Annotated in this window: 18 protein-coding genes; 9 read left to right on the top strand and 9 right to left on the bottom strand. The window is 72.2% G+C overall.

What is annotated here, in order from left to right:
* Positions 1–50 precede the first annotated feature (50 nt).
* From lpdA to CP981_RS10795, 3 genes are all read right to left on the bottom strand, one after another.
* Positions 51–1,439 carry a dihydrolipoyl dehydrogenase gene (lpdA, locus tag CP981_RS10805; RefSeq protein ID WP_085925372.1) on the bottom strand — a complete coding sequence of 463 codons (1,389 nt, stop codon included), beginning with the start codon at positions 1,437–1,439 and terminating at the stop codon, positions 51–53.
* A 319-nt stretch (positions 1,440–1,758) separates the two neighbouring features.
* Positions 1,759–3,300, bottom strand: a complete 1,542-nt coding sequence (locus tag CP981_RS10800) for a leucyl aminopeptidase (protein ID WP_085925373.1) — start codon at positions 3,298–3,300, stop codon at positions 1,759–1,761.
* A 200-nt stretch (positions 3,301–3,500) separates the two neighbouring features.
* The gene (locus tag CP981_RS10795; protein ID WP_085925374.1) at positions 3,501–4,295 is read right to left on the bottom strand and encodes an adenosylcobinamide-GDP ribazoletransferase; all 795 of its coding nucleotides are present in this window, start codon (positions 4,293–4,295) and stop codon (positions 3,501–3,503) included.
* A 108-nt stretch (positions 4,296–4,403) separates the two neighbouring features.
* On the opposite strand from CP981_RS10795, the gene CP981_RS10790 reads away from it, so the two are divergent.
* Complete coding sequence (locus CP981_RS10790; protein ID WP_085925375.1) at positions 4,404–5,141, top strand: hypothetical protein; 738 nt, start codon at positions 4,404–4,406, stop codon at positions 5,139–5,141.
* On the opposite strand, the gene CP981_RS38140 is transcribed toward CP981_RS10790, so the two are convergent.
* The 5 genes from CP981_RS38140 to CP981_RS10765 all read right to left on the bottom strand — a co-directional run bounded on the left by CP981_RS38140 (position 5,116) and on the right by CP981_RS10765 (position 11,010).
* A complete protein-coding gene (locus tag CP981_RS38140) occupies positions 5,116–5,814 on the bottom strand; it encodes a hypothetical protein (protein ID WP_158092655.1) in 699 nt (232 codons plus the stop codon). The genes CP981_RS10790 and CP981_RS38140 overlap by 26 nt on opposite strands.
* A 50-nt stretch (positions 5,815–5,864) precedes the next feature.
* Positions 5,865–7,634, bottom strand: a complete 1,770-nt coding sequence (locus tag CP981_RS10780) for a phosphatidylglycerol lysyltransferase domain-containing protein (protein WP_085925376.1) — start codon at positions 7,632–7,634, stop codon at positions 5,865–5,867.
* Between the two features lie 141 nt (positions 7,635–7,775).
* On the bottom strand, positions 7,776–8,822 hold the full coding sequence (gene cobT, locus CP981_RS10775) for a nicotinate-nucleotide--dimethylbenzimidazole phosphoribosyltransferase (protein WP_085925377.1): 1,047 nt from the start codon (positions 8,820–8,822) through the stop codon (positions 7,776–7,778).
* A gap of 16 nt (positions 8,823–8,838) precedes the next feature.
* Complete coding sequence (locus tag CP981_RS10770) at positions 8,839–9,546, bottom strand: class I SAM-dependent methyltransferase (RefSeq protein WP_085925378.1); 708 nt, start codon at positions 9,544–9,546, stop codon at positions 8,839–8,841.
* Between the two features lie 186 nt (positions 9,547–9,732).
* A complete protein-coding gene (locus CP981_RS10765; protein ID WP_085925379.1) occupies positions 9,733–11,010 on the bottom strand; it encodes a bifunctional adenosylcobinamide kinase/adenosylcobinamide-phosphate guanylyltransferase in 1,278 nt (425 codons plus the stop codon).
* 161 nt (positions 11,011–11,171) lie between these two features.
* Between CP981_RS10765 and CP981_RS10760 the strand changes: the two genes are divergently transcribed.
* Positions 11,172–11,387, top strand: coding sequence for a hypothetical protein (locus CP981_RS10760; protein ID WP_042161891.1), 216 nt, complete (start codon positions 11,172–11,174; stop codon positions 11,385–11,387).
* 68 nt (positions 11,388–11,455) lie between these two features.
* Here CP981_RS10760 and CP981_RS10755 read toward each other — a convergent pair whose 3' ends face one another.
* On the bottom strand, positions 11,456–12,052 hold the full coding sequence (locus tag CP981_RS10755; protein WP_042161893.1) for a DUF3043 domain-containing protein: 597 nt from the start codon (positions 12,050–12,052) through the stop codon (positions 11,456–11,458).
* Positions 12,053–12,368: 316 nt separating this feature from the next.
* Here CP981_RS10755 and CP981_RS10750 point away from each other — a divergent pair, with 316 nt between their 5' ends.
* The 7 genes from CP981_RS10750 (at position 12,369) to CP981_RS10720 (ending at position 20,874) form a co-directional block, all read left to right on the top strand.
* Positions 12,369–13,166, top strand: a complete 798-nt coding sequence (locus CP981_RS10750) for a PspA/IM30 family protein (protein WP_280116702.1) — start codon at positions 12,369–12,371, stop codon at positions 13,164–13,166.
* A gap of 57 nt (positions 13,167–13,223) precedes the next feature.
* Positions 13,224–13,502: a PspA-associated protein PspAA gene (pspAA, locus tag CP981_RS10745; protein WP_085925381.1), complete on the top strand. Its 279-nt coding sequence runs from the start codon at positions 13,224–13,226 to the stop codon at positions 13,500–13,502.
* Between the two features lie 86 nt (positions 13,503–13,588).
* A complete protein-coding gene (locus tag CP981_RS10740) occupies positions 13,589–14,890 on the top strand; it encodes a sensor histidine kinase (protein ID WP_085925382.1) in 1,302 nt (433 codons plus the stop codon).
* Positions 14,887–15,573 carry a response regulator gene (locus tag CP981_RS10735; protein ID WP_085925383.1) on the top strand — a complete coding sequence of 229 codons (687 nt, stop codon included), beginning with the start codon at positions 14,887–14,889 and terminating at the stop codon, positions 15,571–15,573. Before CP981_RS10740 ends, CP981_RS10735 begins: the two co-directional genes overlap by 4 nt.
* Positions 15,574–15,723: 150 nt before the next feature.
* Positions 15,724–18,912 carry an efflux RND transporter permease subunit gene (locus CP981_RS10730; protein ID WP_085925384.1) on the top strand — a complete coding sequence of 1,063 codons (3,189 nt, stop codon included), beginning with the start codon at positions 15,724–15,726 and terminating at the stop codon, positions 18,910–18,912.
* 293 nt (positions 18,913–19,205) lie between these two features.
* Positions 19,206–20,291: a methyltransferase domain-containing protein gene (locus CP981_RS10725; RefSeq protein ID WP_085925385.1), complete on the top strand. Its 1,086-nt coding sequence runs from the start codon at positions 19,206–19,208 to the stop codon at positions 20,289–20,291.
* A gap of 115 nt (positions 20,292–20,406) precedes the next feature.
* Positions 20,407–20,874: a hypothetical protein gene (locus CP981_RS10720; RefSeq protein WP_085925386.1), complete on the top strand. Its 468-nt coding sequence runs from the start codon at positions 20,407–20,409 to the stop codon at positions 20,872–20,874.
* The last annotated feature ends 49 nt before the right edge of the window (positions 20,875–20,923 follow it).

Here is a 20,923-nt window from a genome sequence, read left to right as displayed (position 1 = left end):
AGTTGCTCCTTACAAGTGTGGTGCGGATGTGGTCGCGCCCGGGACTGGGGTCAGTCGTGGGAGTGGAGAGGCTTGCCGGCCAGGGCCAGGTGGGCCTCGCCGAGCGCCTCGTTCTGCGTCGGGTGCGCGTGCACGAGCTGCGCAACCTCGGCCGGCAGGGCCTCCCAGTTGTAGACCAGCTGGGCCTCACCGACCTGCTCGCCCATACGGTCACCGACCATGTGGACGCCGACCACGGCACCGTCCTTGACCTGGACGAGCTTGATCTCGCCCGTGGTCTTGAGGATCTTGCTCTTGCCGTTGCCCGCGAGGTTGTACTTGAGAGCGACGACCTTGTCGGCGCCGTACAGCTCCTTGGCCTTGGCCTCGGTGATACCCACCGAAGCGACCTCGGGGTGGCAGTACGTCACGCGCGGCACGCCGTCGTAGTCGATCGGCACGGTCTTCTGACCGGCCAGCCGCTCCGCCACCAGCATGCCCTCGGCGAAGCCGACGTGCGCGAGCTGGAGGGTGGGAACGAGGTCACCGACGGCCGAGATGGTCGGCACGTTGGTCTGCATGTACTCGTCGACGAGGACGTAGCCGCGGTCCATCGCGACGCCCTGCTCCTCGTAGCCGAGGCCCGCCGAGACCGGCCCGCGGCCGATCGCGACCAGCAGCACCTCGGCCTCGAAGGTCTTGCCGTCGGCGAGGGTGACCTGCACGCCGTCGGCGGTGTACTCGGCCTTGTCGAAGAAGGTGCCGAGGTTGAACTTGATGCCGCGCTTGCGGAAGGCCCGCTCCAGCAGCTTGGAGCTGTTCTCGTCCTCGACCGGGACGAGGTGCTTGAGGCCCTCGATGATCGTCACGTCGGTGCCGAAGGACTTCCACGCGGAGGCGAACTCGACGCCGATGACGCCGCCGCCCAGCACGATCGCGGACTTCGGCACGCGGTCCAGCGTGAGCGCGTGGTCCGAGGAGATGATGCGGTTGCCGTCGATGTCCAGGCCCGGCAGCGACTTCGGCACGGAGCCGGTCGCCAGCAGGACGTGGCGGCCCTGGACACGCTGGCCGTTCACATCGACGGAGGTCGGGGAGGACAGCCGGCCCTCGCCCTCGATGTACGTCACCTTGCGGGAGGCGATCAGGCCCTGCAGGCCCTTGTACAGGCCCGAGATGACCTCGTCCTTGTACTTGTGGACAGCCTCGATGTCAATGCCCTCGAAAGTGGCCTTGACACCGAACTGCTCGCTCTCACGAGCCTGGTCGGCGATCTCACCGGCGTGCAGCAGAGCCTTGGTGGGGATGCAGCCGTTGTGCAGGCAGGTGCCTCCGACCTTGCCCTTCTCGATCAGGGCGACGTCCAGGCCCAGCTGCGCCCCGCGCAGGGCAGCGGCGTAACCACCGCTACCGCCTCCGAGGATCACTAGGTCGAAAACGGTGCTGGCGTCGTTCGCCACGTCACGTCCTCCATGCATGGGTACGCCGGAGCCGGTCTCCAATGACCGGACGGCGGCTGTGGTTCGGCCGCTTTTACTTCGGCCCTGGGTAAGGGGGGCCCTGTCCTGCCGAGAACCCATCTTCGCACTTGTTCCACGAAGCCGGGACGGCGGGCCGGGCACTGGGACGGTGATCAGCCGCCTCGTAAGGGTTACTGGTGCGTATGCCCGTACGGATTTCGTTGAGGGCGAACGCGGGACGCACACGCGCCGACGGCCCCGGGCGAGCAGCCCGGGGCCGTGCGGGGAAGGGGCCAGGGGAAGATCCCCGGGCCGGGAATCAGCCCAGGTCGCCCGCGGCGGTGCGCTCGGCGAGCCGGACCAGGGTGCGCACCGCGGAGCCCGTGCCGCCCTTGGGGGTGTAGCCCCAGGGCGCGCCCTCGTGGAAGGCCGGGCCCGCGATGTCCAGGTGGGCCCAGGTGATGCCCTCGCCGACGAACTCCTTCAGGAACAGGCCGGCGACCAGGCCGCCGCCCATCCGCTCGCCCATGTTGGCGAGGTCCGCGACCGGGGAGTCCATGCCCTTGCGCAGCTCGGGCGGCATCGGCATCGGCCAGGACTGCTCGCCGGCCTCCTCGGCGATCTCGTGGACCGAGGTACGGAAAGCGTCGTCGTTGGCCATGATGCCGAAGGTGCGGTTGCCCAGCGCCAGCACCATCGCGCCGGTCAGGGTGGCGACGTCCACGATCGCGTCCGGCGACTCCTCCGAGGCGCGGGTGAGCGCGTCGGCCAGCACCAGCCGGCCCTCGGCGTCGGTGTTGAGCACCTCGACGGTCTTGCCGCTGTACATGGTCAGCACGTCACCGGGCCGGGTGGCGGAGCCGGACGGCATGTTCTCGGCGAGCGCCAGCCAGCCGGTGAGGTTCACCGCCAGGCCCAGCCGGGCGGCGGCCACGACCGTGGCGAACACCGCGGCCGCACCGCTCATGTCGCACTTCATGGTCTCGTTGTGGCCGGCCGGCTTGAGCGAGATGCCGCCCGAGTCGTAGGTGATGCCCTTGCCGACCAGCGCCAGGGTCTTCTCGGCCTTGGGGTGGGTGTAGGCGATCCGCACCAGCCGCGGCGGGGCCTGCGAGCCCTGGCCGACGCCCAGCAGGCCCCCGTAGCCGCCCTTCTTGAGCGCCTTCTCGTCGAGCACCTCGACCTTGAGGCCGAACTCCTTGGCCGCCGCCTGCGCCTCGGCCGCGAAGGTCTTCGGGTCGAGGTCGTTGGGCGGCATGTTGATCAGGTCACGGGCGCGGTTGACCTCCGCGGCCAGCGCCTCGGAGCGGGCGGCGGCGGCCTTGAACTCCTTGTCGCGCGGCTTGCCGCCGAGGAGCGCGACCTCCCCGAGCGGCGCCGACTTGGCGTCGTTCTTCTTGCCGCCCTTGCCGTTCGCGGCGCCGTTGTCGCGGTTCGCGGCGTAGGAGTACGCGCCGAGCAGCGCGCCCTCGGTCACCGCGGCGGCCGCGTCGGCGTCCTCGACGGGCAGCGCGAAGCCGGCCTTCTTGGTGCCGGTCAGCGCGCGGGCGGCGCTGCCCGCGGCACGCCGCAGCGCCTCGTGGCCGAAGCCGTCGCCCTTGGCCGGCGCGTCACCCAGGCCGACCGCCAGCACGACCGGCGCCTTGAGGCCGTCCGCTGCGGGCAGCTTGGTCACCTCGCCCTCGGCACCACTCGCACCGAGGGTCTCCAGCACGGCGGCGAGCTTGCCGCCGAAGGCCTTGTCCACGGTCTCCGCGCCGGGGGCGACAACGACGCCCTTGGCGCCCTTGGCCACGCCGACGACGACGGCATCCGCGCGCAGCGTCGCGGCGGAAGAAGTACTGAGGGTCAGTGCAGTCACGGTGATGAGGGTCCTGTTCCGTCCGGGGAATCCGTCTGCGCGCAGCGCGCTGCTCCGGCTGAGCCTACGCTCGGCGGCGCCACAAGGCCCGTCCGATAGCACACCGGCACATAACGGTGCCCCGGAGGTTGCCGGCGTACCGGGTGAACTGCCCTTCCGTACACGTCAGTTGGGTACCCGGAAGGGGCCGCCGGGGCAGGCTAACCGAGCGTCAGCACAACCAGCGCCGCGAGCCCCGCGCTCTCCGCGAGCGCCCCGAACACATCACCGGTCACCCCGCCGAACCGCCGCCGGCAGTGCCGCAGCAGCAACTCGCCCAGCCCGAGGCCGCACAGCGCCGCGAGCCCGGCGTGCAGCGCGCCGTACGGGCCGAAGCCGGCGCCGGCGGCCGCGCATCCGGCGGCCACCAGTACCGCACACAGCAGCGCCGCCCGTACCGGGACGGTGCCCGCGACCGCCGCGCCGAGTCCCTCCGGACGGGCGGCCGGCACCCCCGCGCGGGAGGCGAGGGTCAGCGCACAGCGGGCGGTGATCGCCGCGACGGCCGCCGCCGCCGCGCCGTGCGCCCAGCCCTGCGCGTACCGCTCGGACAGCGCGGCCACCTGCGCCAGCAGCGTGAACAGCAGCGTGATCACCCCGAACGGGCCGATGTCGGACTGCTTCATGATGCGCAGCGCGTCCTCGGCGGGCTTGCCGCTGCCCAGGCCGTCGGCGGTGTCGGCGAGCCCGTCCAGATGCAGCCCGCGGGTGAGCACGGCGGGCACCGCGGCGCTGCCGACCGCGGCGAGCAGCGGCCCGCCGCCGAGCACCAGCAGCGCCCCGCCGACCGCGGCCGCGCACAGCCCGACGACCAGCCCGGCCAGCGGCGCGGACAGCATCCCGCCGCGCGCCGCGGCCCGGTCCCAGCGGGTGACGCGGACCGGCAGCACGGTCAGCGTGCCGAACGCGAAGCGCAGGGCGTCGGACGGGGCCAGGGGAGCGGGGGTCTCGGTCACCGCGGCAGGCTATCCGGGCGTCCGTCGCGTTTGACTGCCGGTTCCGGCCGCCCGGACAGGGCCTAATGGTGGCTATGTGTCCTTACGCGACAAAGGGGAGCGTGTGGGATGGGCCACTGGTGGTACCGCAACATCGTCGAGCCGGGGAAGCTGCCGCTGCTGCTCGCGCTCGCCTCGTTCGTGCTGACCTTCCTGGTGACCCGGGCCGTCACCCGCCTCATCCGCGCGGGCAAGGGCCCGTTCCGCAACATCACCCCGGGCGGGGTCCATATCCACCATGTCGTCCCCGGGGTGCTGCTGATGGTCCTCGGCGGCTTCATCGCGCTGGCCGGCGGGCGGCGCGGCTTCGGCACCGGGGTCGCGGCGGTGGTCTTCGGGATCGGGGTGGGCCTCGTCCTGGACGAGTTCGCGCTCATCCTGCACCTGGATGACGTGTACTGGACCGAGGAGGGCACCAAGAGCGTCGAGATCGTCATCCTCACCGTCGCTCTCGTCGCCCTGATCCTCGGCGGTTTCCTGCCGTTCGGCGTCAATGAACTCAGCCCCGATGAGGAGACCGACCGTTTGACGGTGGTGCGGACGGTGGCCGTCAACTTCCTCTTCGCGGTGATCGCCCTCGTCAAGGGCAAGGGCCGGATGGCGGTCATCGGGGTGTTCGTGCCGTTCGTCGCGCTCTTCGGCGCGATCCGGCTGGCCCGGCCCCACTCGCCCTGGGCCCGGCGCTTCTACCGCACCCGGCCGAAGACGCGGGCGCGTGCCCAGGTCCGCGCCTACCGTCACGACCGCCGCTGGTCGGCGCTGCGCCGCAGGGTCGAGAACTTCATCGGGGGTGCGCCGAGCCGCTGACCCGCTGGGCGTCCCCCGGCTTCCGCGGCGACCACAGCTCCATGAGCCCGCAGAGCACCAGCACCGCCAGCACCGCCGCGACATGCTCCTTGCCCGCCAGGTTGTTCTTGATGGACACCACCTCGACGACCATCGCCACCGCCACCGCGGCACAGGTGAACCAGGCGCGATAGCGCCAGCACACGAACACCGCCAGCCCCACCACGGCCGCCGACGGCCCGGTGTCGGTGACGTACTTGTCCGAGTCGGGCAGCCCGAGCGGGCTCACCGGGCCGATCCAGATGCCGATCCGGGCGTACATGGTCCCGGCGAGTGTGGCGAGGTAGGCGACGGCCAGCATCTGCCGCCGGCCCACACAGATCTCGGCGATCCCGAAGACCACCAGGATCTGCGCCAGGGCACCCCACACCGGCAGGTCCAGCGCGGGCACGAACAGCGACAGCGGGGTGCGCAGCAGCGCCAGCCACAGATGCTCATCGGCCTGTACGGAGCCGATGTTCTGGACCGCCCGGTAGCCCCAGGCCTGGTTCTGCACGAACTGGAAGACCAGGGTCAGGCCGACCGCGGTGAGCGTCACCGGGATCGCCCGCAGCCGCGAGGCGGCCAGCGCGGCCCGTACCGTCCGCAGCAGCGGGCCCCACTCGGCGCGTGCGGCGCGACGCAGGACGGGCATCCCTCCCCGGCCCGGCGCGGGTGCCTGCCGCCGCCCCGCCCCAGCGGAGGTCATCTCACATTCTCCAGGTGCTTGCGGTTCAGCCACTTGGGCAGACCGGGTGCTTCCAGAAAACCTTCCGCGCGGCCGGCGGCGATTCCGATGCGGAGCAAATCGGTGCTCTTTTCGAAGAGCATGTACCGCGGCTCCCAGATCGGCCGGTATTTCGCATTGGCACGATAGAGCGATTCGATCTGCCACCACCGGGAGAAGAAGCTGAGCAGCGAGCGCCACAGGCGCAGCACCGGGCCCGCGCCGAGTCGCGATCCACGTTCGAAGACGGAACGGAACATCGCGAAGTTGAGCGAGAGTTGCGTGACCTCCACCTCTTTCGCCCGTTGGATCAGCTCCAGCACCATGAACTCCATCAGACCGTTCTCGGAGTTCCGGTCCCGCCGCATCAGATCCAGCGAAAGGCCCTTCTCGCCCCACGGCACAAAGCTGAGCAGTGCCCGCAGTTCCCCGTCTTCGCCGGCTTCCTCCCCGCCGCCGCTCCGGCATTCGAGCATCACGCAGCGCCCGTCCCCCGGGTCGCCGAGCCGGCCCAGCGCCATCGAGAAGCCGCGCTCCGTCTCCCCGTCACGCCAGTCGTCGGCCAGCCGCAGCAGCCGGTCCATCTCCGCGGCCGGGATGTCCTCGTGGCGCCGGATGGTGACCGTGTAGCCGGCCCGCTTGATGCGGTTGTAGGCCTGCCGCACGGTGCGCATCGCCCGCCCGTCGAGGGTGAACTCCCCGGTCTCCACGATCGCTTCGTCGCCCAGCTCCAGCGCGTCCAGACCGTGCCGGGCGTAGATCGTGCCGCCCTCCTCGCTCGCCCCCATCACCGCCGGCGCCCAGCCGTGCTCCCGTGCCTCGGCCAGCCATACCTCGATCGCCCCCGGCCAGGCCTCGGGGTCGCCCAGCGGATCGCCGGAGGCCAGCGACACCCCGCCCACCACGCGGTAGGTGACGGCGGCCTTGCCGCTGGGGGAGAACAGCACGCTCTTGTCGCGCCGCAGCGCGAAGTAGCCCAGCGAATCGCGGTCGCCGTGCCGCGCCAGGAGGGCCCGCAGCCGCTCCTCGCCGTCCGCGGTGAGCGCCTCGGTGCTCCGTACGGACCGGAACGCCGCCCACAGGACCGCGACCAGCAGCAGCGTGCTCAGCACATTGATCGCGACATTGACCCAGTTCGGGGTGGCGATCTCCGGGAACGCACGGTCGTCGGCGGCCAGCGACACCAGCCGCATCAGGCCGTAGCGCCAGCGCTGCACAAAGGTCGAGGGACCGGCCGCGGTGTTGGTGACGGTCACCAGGAGCGCGGCGAGCAGCGAGGCGGCCAGCAGACCGCCGGCCGCGACCGCCGCCGCCAGTTTCGGGTTCGCCCGGTCGCCCTTCGCGGCGAACTCCCGGCGCCCGGCCACCAAGGCGACGGCGAACAGCGCGGTCAATACCAGCGACACCCAGTTCTGCACATGGCCGCGGAACTCCGGGGCCGCCACCATCCCGAAAGCGAACAGCAGCGTCAGCAGCCCGGACAGCACCAGATTCAGGATCCACGCCGCCCGCTTGCCCCGTCGCAGGGTGACCGACAGGAACAGCGAGAAGGCGGCGGAGGCGAAGCCCGCCGTCAGCAGATACGGAGTGAAGAATTCCGCGCTGTTGTGCCGGCGGATGTCATTGCCGAACGACACCCACACCGCACTCAGGAAATTGAGGAAGGTGACCGTGCGCAGATACCAGATGCCGAACGCGGCACCACGCTGTGACCATGAGCCGCGCGCGCGGCCTTCGTCCGGACTCAAGCGATGTCTCCCATAAAACGTGTAAAGCGCGATCTTATGGGGCGCCGCCGGTGGTCCGGCACGGGCGTGCAGCCGGCGCCCGGGTCCGGGCCCCCGCCCGGGCGCTTCCGGTGGAGCCGGCCGCGCTGGGCCGGCCCCGGGTCAGTCGCGTACGGGCAGTTCTGCCGCCAGGGCCGCGGCCGCCTGCACCAATGGCAGGGCCAGCAGCGCCCCCGTCCCCTCACCCGCAGTGACGCCGTGGTCGAGCAGAGGGTTGAGTGCGATCCGGTCAAGCGCCTTCGCCTGCGCCGGCTCGCCGCTGGCCTGCCCGGCCAGCCACCAGTCCGGCGCCCGGAACGCCACCCGCTGCGCCACCAGCGCACAGGCCGCCGAGACCACCCCGTCGAGGATCACCGGAGTACGGCGCACCGCGCTCTGGAGCAGAAAACCGGTGATCGCGGTCAGATCCGCGCCGCCGACCGTGGCCAGCAGCTCCAGCTGATCGCCGAGCACCGGACGGGCCCGCCGCAGGGCGTCACGGATCGCCGCGCACTTGCGCATCCACGCCAGGTCGTCGATCCCCGCGCCGCCCCGGCCGGTGACCACCGAGGCGTCCGTCCCGCACAGCGCGGCGATCAGCGTGCTCGCCACCGTCGTCCCGCCGACGCTCAGATCACCCAGCACCACCAGATCGGTGCCGGCGTCCGCCTCCTCGTCCGCGATCGCCATCCCGGCCCGGAACGCCGCCTCGGCCTCCTCGGCCGTCAGCGCGTCCTCGGCATCGATCCGTCCCGAACCCCGCCGCACGCGGTACCGGGTGACCTCCTCCGGCAGCTCCTCCGGGTCGCAGTCCACCGCCAGGTCCACCACGCGCAGCTGCGCCCCGGTGTTCCGCGCCAGCACCGCGGCCGGGCTCGCGCCGTCCAGCACGGCCCGTACGAGATCCCGGGTGCCGCCGGCCGGCCGGGCGGACACTCCCAGTTCCGCCACCCCGTGATCGCCCGCGAACAGCAGCACCCGCGGCCTCTCGACCGGCCGCACCGGCACCTGCTGCTGTGCGGCGGCCAGCCATTCGCCCAGTTCGTCGAGGCGGCCGAGGGCTCCCGGCGGCACGGCCAGCCGCGCCCGCCGCTCCTCGGCGTCACGGCGCACACCGCCGTCGGGGCGCTCGATCAGGTGGGCGAAGTCATCGAGGTTCAGGGCACTCATTGGGCGCAGATTACCGTCAACTCACCGCTGACGAGGCCCGCCGGGGGGAACGGGCCGCCGCGAAGCGCACCTCGCACACCAGGGGCGTCAGCGCACCCAGCACCGGCATCCGGCGCAGCCACCCGACCGGGCCGACCTCGCGCACCGCCACGATGCCCGGGTGCACTCCGGCCACCCGCGGCAGCTCGGCCCGGTCCAGCCCCCAGCGCACCGGCCCCGGCCACCGGCCGCCGCCCGGCCCGGCGGCCCGCCGGGCCAGCGCCGTCGCCGTCCGTGGCAGGGCGTCAAAGACCAGCGCACCACCGGGAAACCGCTCCGCACACGCCGCCAGCAGCGCCCGCACCGCGGACGGCGACAGCCGCATCAGCACCCCCGGCGCGGTGACGACGACCCCGCGCTCCGGCTCCTGTACCGCGTCCAGCCAGCGGTGATCGGTCACCGCGCGGGCGACCGTACGCCGCCGCGGGCCGTCCGGCAGCAGTATCCGGCGCACCGCGGCGGTCTCCGGCGCCAGCACCGTCAGCCAGTTCAGCAGCCCGTTGTCCAGCCGCCAGAACCCGGTACCGAGCCCCTCCCCGAGCGCGACCACCGTCGCCCCCGGATACCGCGCCAGGTAGCCGCGTACGGCCGCGTCGAAACGCCGCCCCCGTGCCCCCGGCTCCCGGAGGGCCCCCGGCCCCCGCTCGTCCGGCGCTGCCGTCTCGGTCCGCTCGGATTCGGTCACGGGTCAAGAGCACCCGGCGCCGCGCCCCCGGGCAAGCGGACACGGGGCCCACCGGGCCTCCGTCATCCACGCAGCGCAAGCGGATCCCGGCCACCGGGCCTCGGCCATCCCGCAGGGCGAGCGCCCACCGGCTCCCGGCCCTCCGTCATCCCGCGGCGCAAGCGGCCACCGGCCGCAGAGCCCCCGTCATCCCCGCAGGGCAAGCGCCTGGCCCGCGACGACCAGCAGCACCTGCTCGCACTCCGCGCCGAACGCCGCGTTCAGCCGCCCCAGTTCGTCCCGGAACCGCCGGCCCGCCGGGGTCGCCGGGACGACGCCGGAGCCGACCTCGTTGCTGACCGCCACCACCCGCCGGCGCGTATCGCGCACCGCCGCCACCAGTGCGTCGGTCCGCTCTTGCAGCGCCCGCCGGCCACCGGCCTCCCAGGTCGCGTCGTCCCACGCCCCGACCTCGTCCATGACATGCGTCAGCCACAGCGCCAGACAGTCGATGAGCAGCGGTGACGCCTCGGCCGGCCACCGGGTGCCGGGGTCCGCGCCGGGCCCGGCCGCGGCCAGCAGCGGCACCAGATCGCAGGTCTCGACGGTGCGCCAGCTGCTCGGCCGCCGCTCGCGGTGCAGCGAGACCCGCTGCGCCCAGTCCTCGTCGCCGTCCCGGGTGCCGCCGGTGGCCACGTAGACCACGTCCGGGAAGGCCACCAGCCGCCGCTCCGCCTCCACCGACTTCCCGCTGCGCGCCCCGCCCAGCACCAGCGTGCGCCGCGGCAGATCCGGCACCGCGTGGAACTCGCCGACCCGCAGTGTGCTGCCGTCCGCCACCGCGCGGGCCCCCACCGCCGCCAGCCGCCGGTGCAGCTCGGGCCCCGGCGGCACCTGGTGGTCCAGGTGCACCGCGAGCACATCCGTCGCCGCGTCGACCGCCCCGCTCGCCCGCAGCCTGGCCAGCGCGTCGGGCCGCCCCAGCACATCGAGCAGCACCAGGTCGTACGGGCCGTTGCCGCCGGTGCCCTGGTCACCGCCGCCCGCCGGCCGGCCGTTCCCGTCCAGCCCGGACGGGGCCGCGCCCGGCGGCAGATACAGCAGCCGCTCGCCCTCGGCGCCGGAGATCTCGTAGCCGGTCCCGGGGATGTCCACCGCGAGGGCCCGCACCCGGTGCCCGTCGAGCAGCGCCAGCTCCCGCCCGTCCGCGACCCGGCCCGGCTGCGGCAGCCCGGCCGGCACCTCCAGCGCCGGACCGTCGTGCGGATGCGAGAGCAGCACCTGCCGCACGCCCGCCAGTGACTGCCCGGCGCGGGCGGCCGCGAAGGCCGGGCCCGGGGTCAGATCGATCAGCAGCGCACCGTCGACGAGCAGCGCGGTGGCCGCCCGCGCCTCGTCGCCGACGGCGGTCGCACAGGCGGCACACGGGCAGCCGGGCCGCGGCAGCCCCTGCGGGGCCCCGGTGCCGAGGAGAGTCACATCCACACCGCCGAGTTTCTCGCGTCCCCGCCCGGCGGGCGCGGCGGGGGCGGACTCGACACGGCCGTTAGGCTGCCGATCAGCACGGAAGAACGGCCCGGCGGAGGGCACTTCGACGCGCTCCGCGGGGGCACAGACTCGTACTCGGTGGGATCCAGGAGGCGCAGATGGCGTGGACGTGGCGGTTCGAGAAGGCCGACGGTTCGGAGACGGCGCCGGCCGTGCAACCCGAGGAGTTCACCACGCAGGGCGACGCGGAGTCCTGGATCGGCGAGGAGTGGAAGGCCCTCCTGGAGGGCGGCGTCGACCAGGTCAGGCTCTTCGAGGACGCGACCGAGATCTACGCGGGCCCCATGAGCCTGCACGCGGACGCGGAGGGCTGAGAACCGAAGACGCCGGGCCGGGCCCCTGAGGGGTCCGGCCCGGCGTCAAAGCGACCCCGCCGCAGCGACTACGGCTTCTCGCCCCGCTTCACCTGCGGCTTCGGCAGCCGCAGCCGCCGCATCTGGAGCGTGCGCATCACCGCGTACGCCTTCACACCCTTGAGGTTCTCGTTCGGGAAGCGCTCCTGGAGCAGCTTGCCGAGACGGAACCAGATCAGCACCGAGTCGAGCACGATCAGCACGATGATCACGAGCCACAGCAGCAGCGCGATGCTCTGGATCGACGGCACCCGGATCATGGTGAGCACCAGGATCACCACGGCCATCGGCAGGAAGAACTCGGCGACCGCCCAGCGGGAGTCGACATAGTCCCGCGCGAACCGGCGCACCGGCCCCTTGTCGCGCACCGGCAGATACCGCTCGTCGCCGCTGGCCATCGCCTCACGCTGGCGGGCCATGTCGGCACGGCGCGCCTCACGCTGGGCCTTGGCCGCGTCCTTGCGGTTGGCCGGCGTATGCGCACGCGAGCGGCGCTGCGACTGGGCGTCACTGCGCTTCGGTGTCGGGCGGCCCTTGGGGGCCTGCGGGTCGCGGGGCTGCTGGGGCTGGTCCGCGGTCACCTTGGCGGTCGCGGCCTGCTCATCCTTCGAACGGCTTCGGAACACAAAACCCAAGGGTACGTGCTCGCCGCGGGTGAGCCACGGTCCGACGGGGAACGATCCGGCAACGGCGCGCCCCGAGACCGGGGCCTTACCGGGACAGAAGCCCCTTCCTGCCAGGACAGATCAGACATCGCGCCGGTTGTCCGGACTCTCCCTACTCCTTGCGCGGGAGAAGCCGGGCCCCTCGATCGTCCTGGAGGAGGAGCGCATCCGGGCGCGAACAGTGCGGTAATGGAACCAGGGCCCGTACTGTGGGGTCTGTAGATGTGCTGGAGCCTAAGCCCGAGGTGACTCGGCCAGAAGGGGGCGCGCGAGGCCCATGAGCGATGGTGTCATGAAGCGGATGGGGATGATCTTCCGCGCGAAGGCCAACAAGGCCCTGGACCGGGCCGAAGACCCGCGCGAAACCCTCGACTACTCGTACCAGAAGCAGCTGGAGCTGCTTCAGAAGGTACGCCGCGGCGTCGCCGACGTGGCGACCTCCCGCAAGCGCCTGGAGCTACAGCTCAACCAGCTCCAGGGCCAGTCCGCCAAGCTGGAGGACCAGGGCCGCAAGGCGCTGGCGCTCGGCCGCGAGGACCTGGCCCGTGAGGCGCTGACCCGGCGCAGCGCGCTGCAACAGCAGGTCACCGACCTGGAGACGCAGCACCAGACGCTTCAGGGTGAGGAGGAGAAGCTCACGCTCGCGTCGCAGCGGCTCCAGGCCAAGGTCGACGCCTTCCGTACGAAGAAGGAGACGATCAAGGCCACCTACACGGCCGCCCAGGCGCAGACCCGGATCGGCGAGGCGTTCTCCGGCATCTCCGAGGAGATGGGCGACGTCGGCATGGCCATCCAGCGCGCGGAGGACAAGACCGCGCAGCTCCAGGCCCGGGCCGGTGCCATCGACGAGCTGATGGCCTCCGGTGCGCTGGACGACCCGTCCGGTATGGCCAAGGACGACATCACCGCCGAGCTGGACCGGCTGTCCGGCGGCAGCGACGTCGAGCTGGAGCTCCAGCGGATGAAGGCGGAGCTCTCGGGCGGCTCGTCCGGCCAGCAGGCCATCGAGGGCGGACAGAACGGTGCGGGGCAGTCCGCGCCGCAGCAGGACCGGCCGCGTTTCGACAAGCAGTGAGGGACGGCGGCCGTTAGCCTCGCCAGAGATCGTCGGACCGGACCAAGGGAGACCGTCGTGATCGTACGGATCATGGGGGAGGGCCAGGTGAAGCTGGACGACGCCCACTTCACCGAGCTCAACAAACTGGACGATGAGCTGCTCGACGAGATGGAGAGCGGCGACGAGGCGGGCTTCCGGCGCACTCTCGGGGCCCTGCTGGAAGCGGTGCGCCGGATGGGCACACCGCTTCCCGACGACGCCCTGGAACCGTCCGAACTCATCCTCCCCGCCCCGGACGCGACCCTCGGCGAGGTCCGGGAGATGCTCGGCGACGACGGCCTCATCCCGGGCTGAAACCTGGCCGGTCCCGGCCTGCACACTCCACTCCAGCGCACCGCGCCCCGGCCCCGCGAGGGACCGGGGCGCTACCGTTTGCTCTTGTGAGCCTCCTCGACCCCCGCCCGGACGCGCCCCGCACCGGCCGCTTCCGGTGGTACCGGAAGCATCCGCTCGCCTTCGACGCCGTCGTGGCCGGCGCCGTCTTCGCGTGCATCCTGCTCGGCGCGGTGGTCGGTCCGCACGGTCCGCACGGCCCGCGGTTCGTCGGGCACCAGCCGGCCGCCACGACCGTGGTGCCGGCCGCGCTGGCCTGTGCCGCCCTGGTCCTGCGCCGCCGGCTGCCCCGTACGGTCCTGGCGGCCACCGGCTCGCTCACCATCATCGAGCTGATCGCCCGGTCCGGCGACGCGCGCGCCCCGGTGGCCGCCGCCGCCGTGATCGCCCTGTTCACCCTCGCCTCGCGCACCGACCGTCCCACCACCTGGCGGGTCGGCGCGCTGACCGTCGTGGGGCTGACCGCCGCCGCGATGCTCTACGGGCCCCGCCCCTGGTACGCCCAGGAGAACCTCGGCATCTTCGCCTGGACGGGGATGGCCGCGGCGGCCGGTGACGCGGTCCGCAGCCGCCGGGCGTTCGTCTCCGCGATCCGTGAGCGCGCCGAACGGGCCGAGCGCACCCGCGAGGAGGAGGCCCGGCGCCGGGTCGCCGAGGAGCGCATGCGGATCGCCCGTGAGCTGCACGATGTCGTCGCCCACCACATCGCGCTGGTCAACGTCCAGGCCGGGGTCGCCTCGCACGTCATGGACAACCGGCCCGACCAGGCCAAGGAGGCGCTGGCCCACGTCCGGGAGGCCTCCCGTTCGGCGCTGGAGGAACTCCGCGCCACCGTCGGCCTGTTGCGGCAGTCCGACGACCCCAGGGCGCCGACCGAGCCCGCCCCGGGCCTCGGCGTGCTCGATCAGCTCGTCGACGGCTTCGTCCGGGCCGGCATCCCCGTCGACCTGGACATCCCGAGGGAGCCGCGGCCGCTGCCCGCCGCCATCGACCTCACCGCCTACCGTGTGGTCCAGGAAGCGCTGACCAATGTCCACAAGCACGCCGGTGAGGGCGCCCGCGCCACGGTACGGATCAGTCACTCCGACACCACGCTGACCGTGACCGTCCTGGACGACGGCGCGGGCCGGGCGGGCATCCCGCGGCAGAAGGGCGGCGACCGGCCGCCCGTGGAGCCGGGCGGGCCCGGCGAGCCGGAGGACAGCGGCGGCGGCCACGGCCTGATCGGGATGCGGGAGCGGGTCTTCGCGCTGCGCGGCACGGTCGTGACCGGCCCGCGCGCGGCCGGCGGCTTCCAGGTAAGGGTGACCCTTCCGCTTCAGACCGTCCGTACGGGGGAGACATTGTGACGATCAAGGTGCTGCTCGTCGATGACCAGGCGCTGCTGCGCAGTGCGTTCCGGGTGCTGGTCGACTCCGAGCCGGACATGCGGGTGGTGGGGGAGGCCTCCGACGGGGCGCAGGCGTACGAGCTGACCCGGGCCGAGCGGCCCGATGTCGTGCTGATGGACATCCGGATGCCCGGTGTGGACGGCCTCGCGGGCACCCGCCTGATCAGCGAGGACCCGGAGCTGACCGATGTCCGGGTGGTCATACTGACCACCTTCGAGGTCGACGACTATGTGGTGCAGTCGCTGCGGAACGGCGCCAGCGGCTTCCTCGGCAAGGGCGCGGAGCCGGACGAGATGCTGAACGCGATCCGGATCGCGGCGGCCGGTGAGGCACTGCTCTCGCCCGTCGCCACCAAGGGGCTGATCGCCAAGTTCCTCGCGCAGGGCGGCAGTTCCGCCGACGGCGGGCCCGGCGACCGGGGCAGCGAGCGGCTGGCGACGCTGACCGGCCGGGAGCGGGAGGTGCTGATCCTGGTGGCCGGCGGGCTGTCCAACGACGGCATCGCCGAGCAGCTGGAGGTCAGCCCGCTCACCGTGAAGACGCATGTGAACCGCGCGATGGCCAAGCTGGGCGCCCGGGACCGTTCCCAGCTCGTCGTCATCGCCTACGAGTCGGGACTCGTACGCCCACGGGTGCAGTGAGGGCGGGGCACCCCCTACTCCGAACGCGGTACGGCTTACGGCCGGAAACCGACTTGCGAGCGAGGAAAACCGGCCACGGCATGGCTGAAGGTGTAGGTGGGCCCGAGAACGGTCCCGCCGACTTCGTAGAACAGAAGAGAGACCCCACCCATGACCTGGCTGTCCCGACTCAGCCTCGTACAACGGGGCCTGATAGCGCTGATGTCGATCGTGGCGATCGCCTTCGGCGCCATCGCGATCCCCCAGCTGAAGCAGCAGCTCCTGCCGTCCATCGAATTCCCGATGGTGTCCGTCATGGCGCCGTACCAGGGCGCCTCGCCCGATGTCGTCGAGAAGCAGGTGATCGAGCCGCTCGAGGACGGTATCCAGGCGGTCGACGGCATCAAGAGCGTCACCTCCACGTCCAGCGAGGGCTCGGGCGTCATCAGGGCGCAGTTCGACTACGGCAATGACTCCAAGCGTCTGGTCGCCGACGTCCAGCAGGCCGTGAACCGCGCCCGCGCGAAGCTGCCCGACGACGTCGACCCGCAGGTGGTGGCCGGCTCGACGGACGACATTCCCACCGTCGTCCTCGCCGTCTCCTCCTCGGGCCGGGACCAGCAGAGCCTCGCCGACCAGCTCGACCGCAGCGTCGTGCCGGACCTGAAGAACATCGAGGGCGTCAGCCAGGTCACCGTGGACGGCGTCCAGGACCGGATCGTCGCGGTCACCCCCGACGACAAGAAGCTCGCCGCCGCCGGGCTGACCTCCCAGGCACTCGGCCAGGCGCTGGAGGCCGGCGGCACCTCGGTGCCCGCCGGTTCGTTCGCCGAGGACGGCCGGAGCAAGACCGTCCAGGTCGGCGCGGGCTTCAGCTCCGTACGGCAGATCAAGGACCTGCGGATCGCGCCGGCCGCGGGCGCCGAGGGCGCCGGTCCGGGCGCGGGCGCCGGCCGGCCGGCCGAAGCGGTCCGGCTCGGTGATGTCGCCACCGTCAAGGAGGAGTCGGCCACCCCGACCTCCCTCACCCGCACCAACGGCAAGCCCAGCCTCGCCATCAGCATGACGATGGACCAGGACGGCAGCGCGGTCGGCATATCCGACGCGGTCAAGGACCAGCTCCCCGAGATCCGTCAGGACCTGGGCAAGGGCACCGATGTCACGGTCGTCTCCGACCAGGGCCCGGCGGTCTCCAAGTCGATCGAATCGCTGACCACCGAGGGCCTGCTGGGCCTGGCCATGGCGGTCATCGTCATCCTGGTCTTCCTGCTCAGCCTGCGCTCCACGCTGGTCACCGCGGTCTCCATCCCGCTCTCGGTCGTGATCACCCTGATCGTGCTGTGGACCGGGGATCTCTCGCTCAACATGCTCACCCTCGGCGCGCTGACCATCGCGATCGGCCGCGTCGTCGACGACTCCATCGTCGTCCTGGAGAACATCAAGCGGCACCTGGGCTACGGCGAGGAGCGCCGCGAGGCCATCCTCTCCGCCGTCAAGGAGGTCTCCGGCGCGATCACCTCCTCCACCCTCACCACGGTCGCGGTCTTCCTCCCGATCGGTGTGGTCGGCGGCATGGTCGGCGCCCTCTTCGGCTCCTTCTCGCTGACGGTGACCGTAGCCCTGCTGGCCTCCCTGATCGTCTCCCTGACGGTCGTCCCGGTCCTGTCGTACTGGTTCCTGCGCGCCCCGCAGATCCCCGAGGGCAGCGACCCCGAGGAACTTAGGCGCCAGGCCGAGGAGAAGGAGATCCGCAGCCCGCTCCAGCGCCTCTACGTCCCGGTCCTGCGCTTCGCGACCCGCCGCCGGGTCACCAGCATCGTCATCGCCGTCGTCATCCTCCTCGGCACCTTCGGCATGGGCCCGTTGCTGAAGACCAACTTCCTGGACCAGGGCGACCAGGACACCCTCACCCTCAAGCAGGAGCTCAAGCCCGGCACCAGCCTCGACGCGTCCGACAAGCAGGCCAAGAAGGTCGAGAAGCTGCTCGCGGACACCGACGGCATCACCGACTACCAGGTCACCATCGGCTCCTCCGGCTTCATGGCGGCCTTCGGCGGCGGCACCGGCGCCAACCAGGCCTCCTACCAGCTCAACCTGGCCGACGGCGTGGACGCCGACAAGGTCACCGGCGATCTGCGCGAGGGCCTCGACAAGCTCGGCACGTCCATCGGCGAGACCACGGTCACCGCGGGCGGCGGCGGAGGCGTCGGCAACCAGGACCTGAGCGTGGTCGTCAAGGCCGCCGACGGTGACGTGCTGGAGAAGGCCGGCGAGCAGGTCCGCAAGACCGTCGCCGGGCTCGACGACGTCACCGACGTCCAGAGCGACCTCTCCCAGAGCGTCCCGCGGATCTCCGTGAAGCCCAACGCCAAGGCGGCCGCGGCCGGTTACAACCAGACCACCCTCGGCGGCGCGGTCACCCAGGCGGTCCGCGGCTCCACCAGCGGTACGGCCGTCCTGGACGACACCGAGCGCGACATCGTGATCAAGTCGGCTCACCCGGCCACCACCGAGGCCGAGTTGAAGAACCTCACCGTCCCGACCCCGGCGGGCCCGGCCAAGCTGAGCACCCTCGCCACGGTGGAGACCGTGCCCGGCCCGGTCCAGATGACCCGGATCGACGGGGCCCGCTCGGCGACCATCACCGCCAAGCCGGTCGGCGACAACACCGGAGCGGTCAGCACCACCCTCCAGAGCAAGATCAACGCTCTGAAGCTGCCGGACGGTGCCACCGCGGAGATCGGCGGCGTCTCCCAGGACCAGTCCGACGCGTTCTCCTCGCTCGGCCTGGCGATGCTGGCGGCCATCGCCATCGTCTTCATGCTCCTGGTGGCCACCTTCCGCTCGCTGGTCCAGCCGCTGATCCTGCTCGTCTCGATCCCCTTCGCGGCGACCGGCGCGATCGGCCTGCTGGTCGCCACCGGCACCCCGCTGGGCGTCCCGGCGATGATCGGCATGCTGATGCTGATCGGCATCGTGGTCACCAACGCCATCGTGCTGATCGACCTGATCAACCAGTACCGGTCGCAGGGTTACGGCGTCGTGGAGGCGGTCATCGAGGGTGGCCGCCACCGTCTCCGCCCGATCCTGATGACGGCGCTGGCCACGATCATGGCGCTGCTGCCGATGGCCCTGTCCATCACCGGCGACGGCGGCTTCATCTCCCAGCCGCTCGCCGTGGTCGTGATCGGCGGTCTGATCACCTCCACCCTCCTCACCCTGCTTCTCGTCCCGACGCTCTACGCGATGATCGAACTCCGCAAGGAGCGCCGGGCGGCGAAGAAGGCCGCGAAGCGGTCCGGCCCGGCCGGTCCGCAGGCCGAGGAGTCCGACCGTGCACCGGAGCCGGCGGGCGTCTGACGACGGCCCGGCGCCGGCCGGGCTGTCCGACGACGGCCCGGCCGGCGGGAGTTCAACGAGGCTCCCGGTGAAGAAACGATGCCCCCGCAAGCCGACGCTTGCGGGGGCATCGTGCCGGGCATCCCGTCACGGGGCGGCCGGACCGCCCCGTCACCGACGAAGGGGGACCGCAATGGGGAAGCACGGCGACGGCAAGGGCGGCGCGGAGGGCGACCGGCAGCAGAGCCCGAAGGAATCCGACGGCCAGTGGACCAAGCCGGTGACCGATCCGCCGAAGAAGTAAGGGGCGCGTGATGTCCTCGCCGGGCCGCCTGCTGGAAATCCTCCGCAACAAGGGCGCGCTGACGCCGGAATGGGCGCCGGCCGTCGCCGCGGTCGACCGCGCGCATTTCGTACCGGACACCTTCGAGGTGGGGGAGCGCACGGTCTCCCGCTCCGCCGACGAGGCGGAGTGGCGGCGGATGGTCTATGCCGACTTACCGCTGATCACCCAGCACAACGACGGCCGGGCCACGGCGGGCCAGGTCGCTTTTCCCACGTGCTCGACGTCCATGCCCTCCCTCATGCTGGCCATGGCCGCGATCGTCCGGGACGGCGACGCCGTATTGGAGATCGGCACCGGCACCGGCTACCACGCCGCGTGGCTCGCCCACCGGCTCGGCGAGGACCGCACGACCAGCATCGAAACCGACAAGGCCCTCCACGACATCGCCCGGGACAATCTCGCGCGGGCCGGCCTGCACCCGCATCTGGTGTGCGGCGACGGCTTGGCCGGGGTACCGGAGCGGGCCCGGTTCGACCGGACCATCGCCACCTGCACGGTCCGCGACATCCCGTACGCCTGGGTGGAGCAGACCGCCCCGGGCGGCACGATCCTCACCCCGTGGGGCTCCTCGTTCCACTCCTACTCGTTCGCCACCCTCACCGTCCGGGACGGGCGGGCCACCGGCGGCTTCTCCGGCCGCCCGGCCTTTATGTGGGCCCGCCAGCAGCGCCGCTCCTACGGCCGCATCCGGGACTGGTACCACGGCGAGGAGGGCGAGCGCGCGACGACCACTCTCGACCCCCGGGTACTGGAAGAGGACCCGGACGCCCGCTTCGCCGTCGGCCTGCGCGTCCGGGACGCCTGGCCCCTGCTCTGCCCCGCCGACGACGGCAGCGACGAGGCCACCTACTGGCTCTTCGACGACGCCCGCAGCTCCTGGGCCACCGTCGAATACGCCCCCGGCCGGCACACCTACGAGACCGAACAACACGGCCCTCGCCGCCTCTGGGACGAGGTCGAATCCGCCTACCGCGACTGGACCACCGAGGGCAGCCCCACCCGCGACCGCTACCGCATCACCGTCACCGCCGAAGGACAGACCGTGTCGCTGTGAGGATCCGTCCCGTGCGGCCGGCGGCACCCACACATTCGGCGGCGCCCCCCTCGCCGATCACCCCAAGCGATGGTTTTGTGGCGGATGCTGCTGAACCGACGAAAGGTGAGCGAGCGTGCCCTCCGTCCTGGCCCGCGGGGCCGCCCCCGCGACCGCCGCAGGTCTCGCCCTGGCCCTGGCCCTCGCGACCGCACCGCCCGCCACTGCGGCCCCCGGCGACGTCCGGGTCCGCGTAGGCGTCACCGGCGGCCCCTACACCGCCGGCGTGGGCCTCGTCGTCACGGGCCCGCGCACCATCGACGGCTTCTACTGCGCCGCCAACGGCACCACCGCCACCCCGCTCACCGCCCTGGTGGACGCCGACGACCAATACGGCCTCGGCGGCGTGCGCACACGCTGGGACGCCACCACCCAGGACTTCGTCGTCACGGAGATCCACGGCGATGCCGCCGACGCCACCAAAAAGTGGAACGCGTACGTGAACGAAAAGAAGATCACGACCGCCCCCTGCCACACCCCGATCAAGGGCGGCGACAAAATCCGCTGGACCCTGGAAGCCGCAACCCCCACCCCAGCAACCTGACCAAGCGCCAAGGCCACAGCCGACCCGGCACACGCCGGCCCCACCCACC

Source organism: Streptomyces platensis (assembly GCF_008704855.1).
Taxonomy (GTDB): Bacteria; Actinomycetota; Actinomycetes; order Streptomycetales; family Streptomycetaceae; genus Streptomyces; species Streptomyces platensis.
This window is presented reverse-complemented; position numbering and strand designations above follow the sequence as displayed.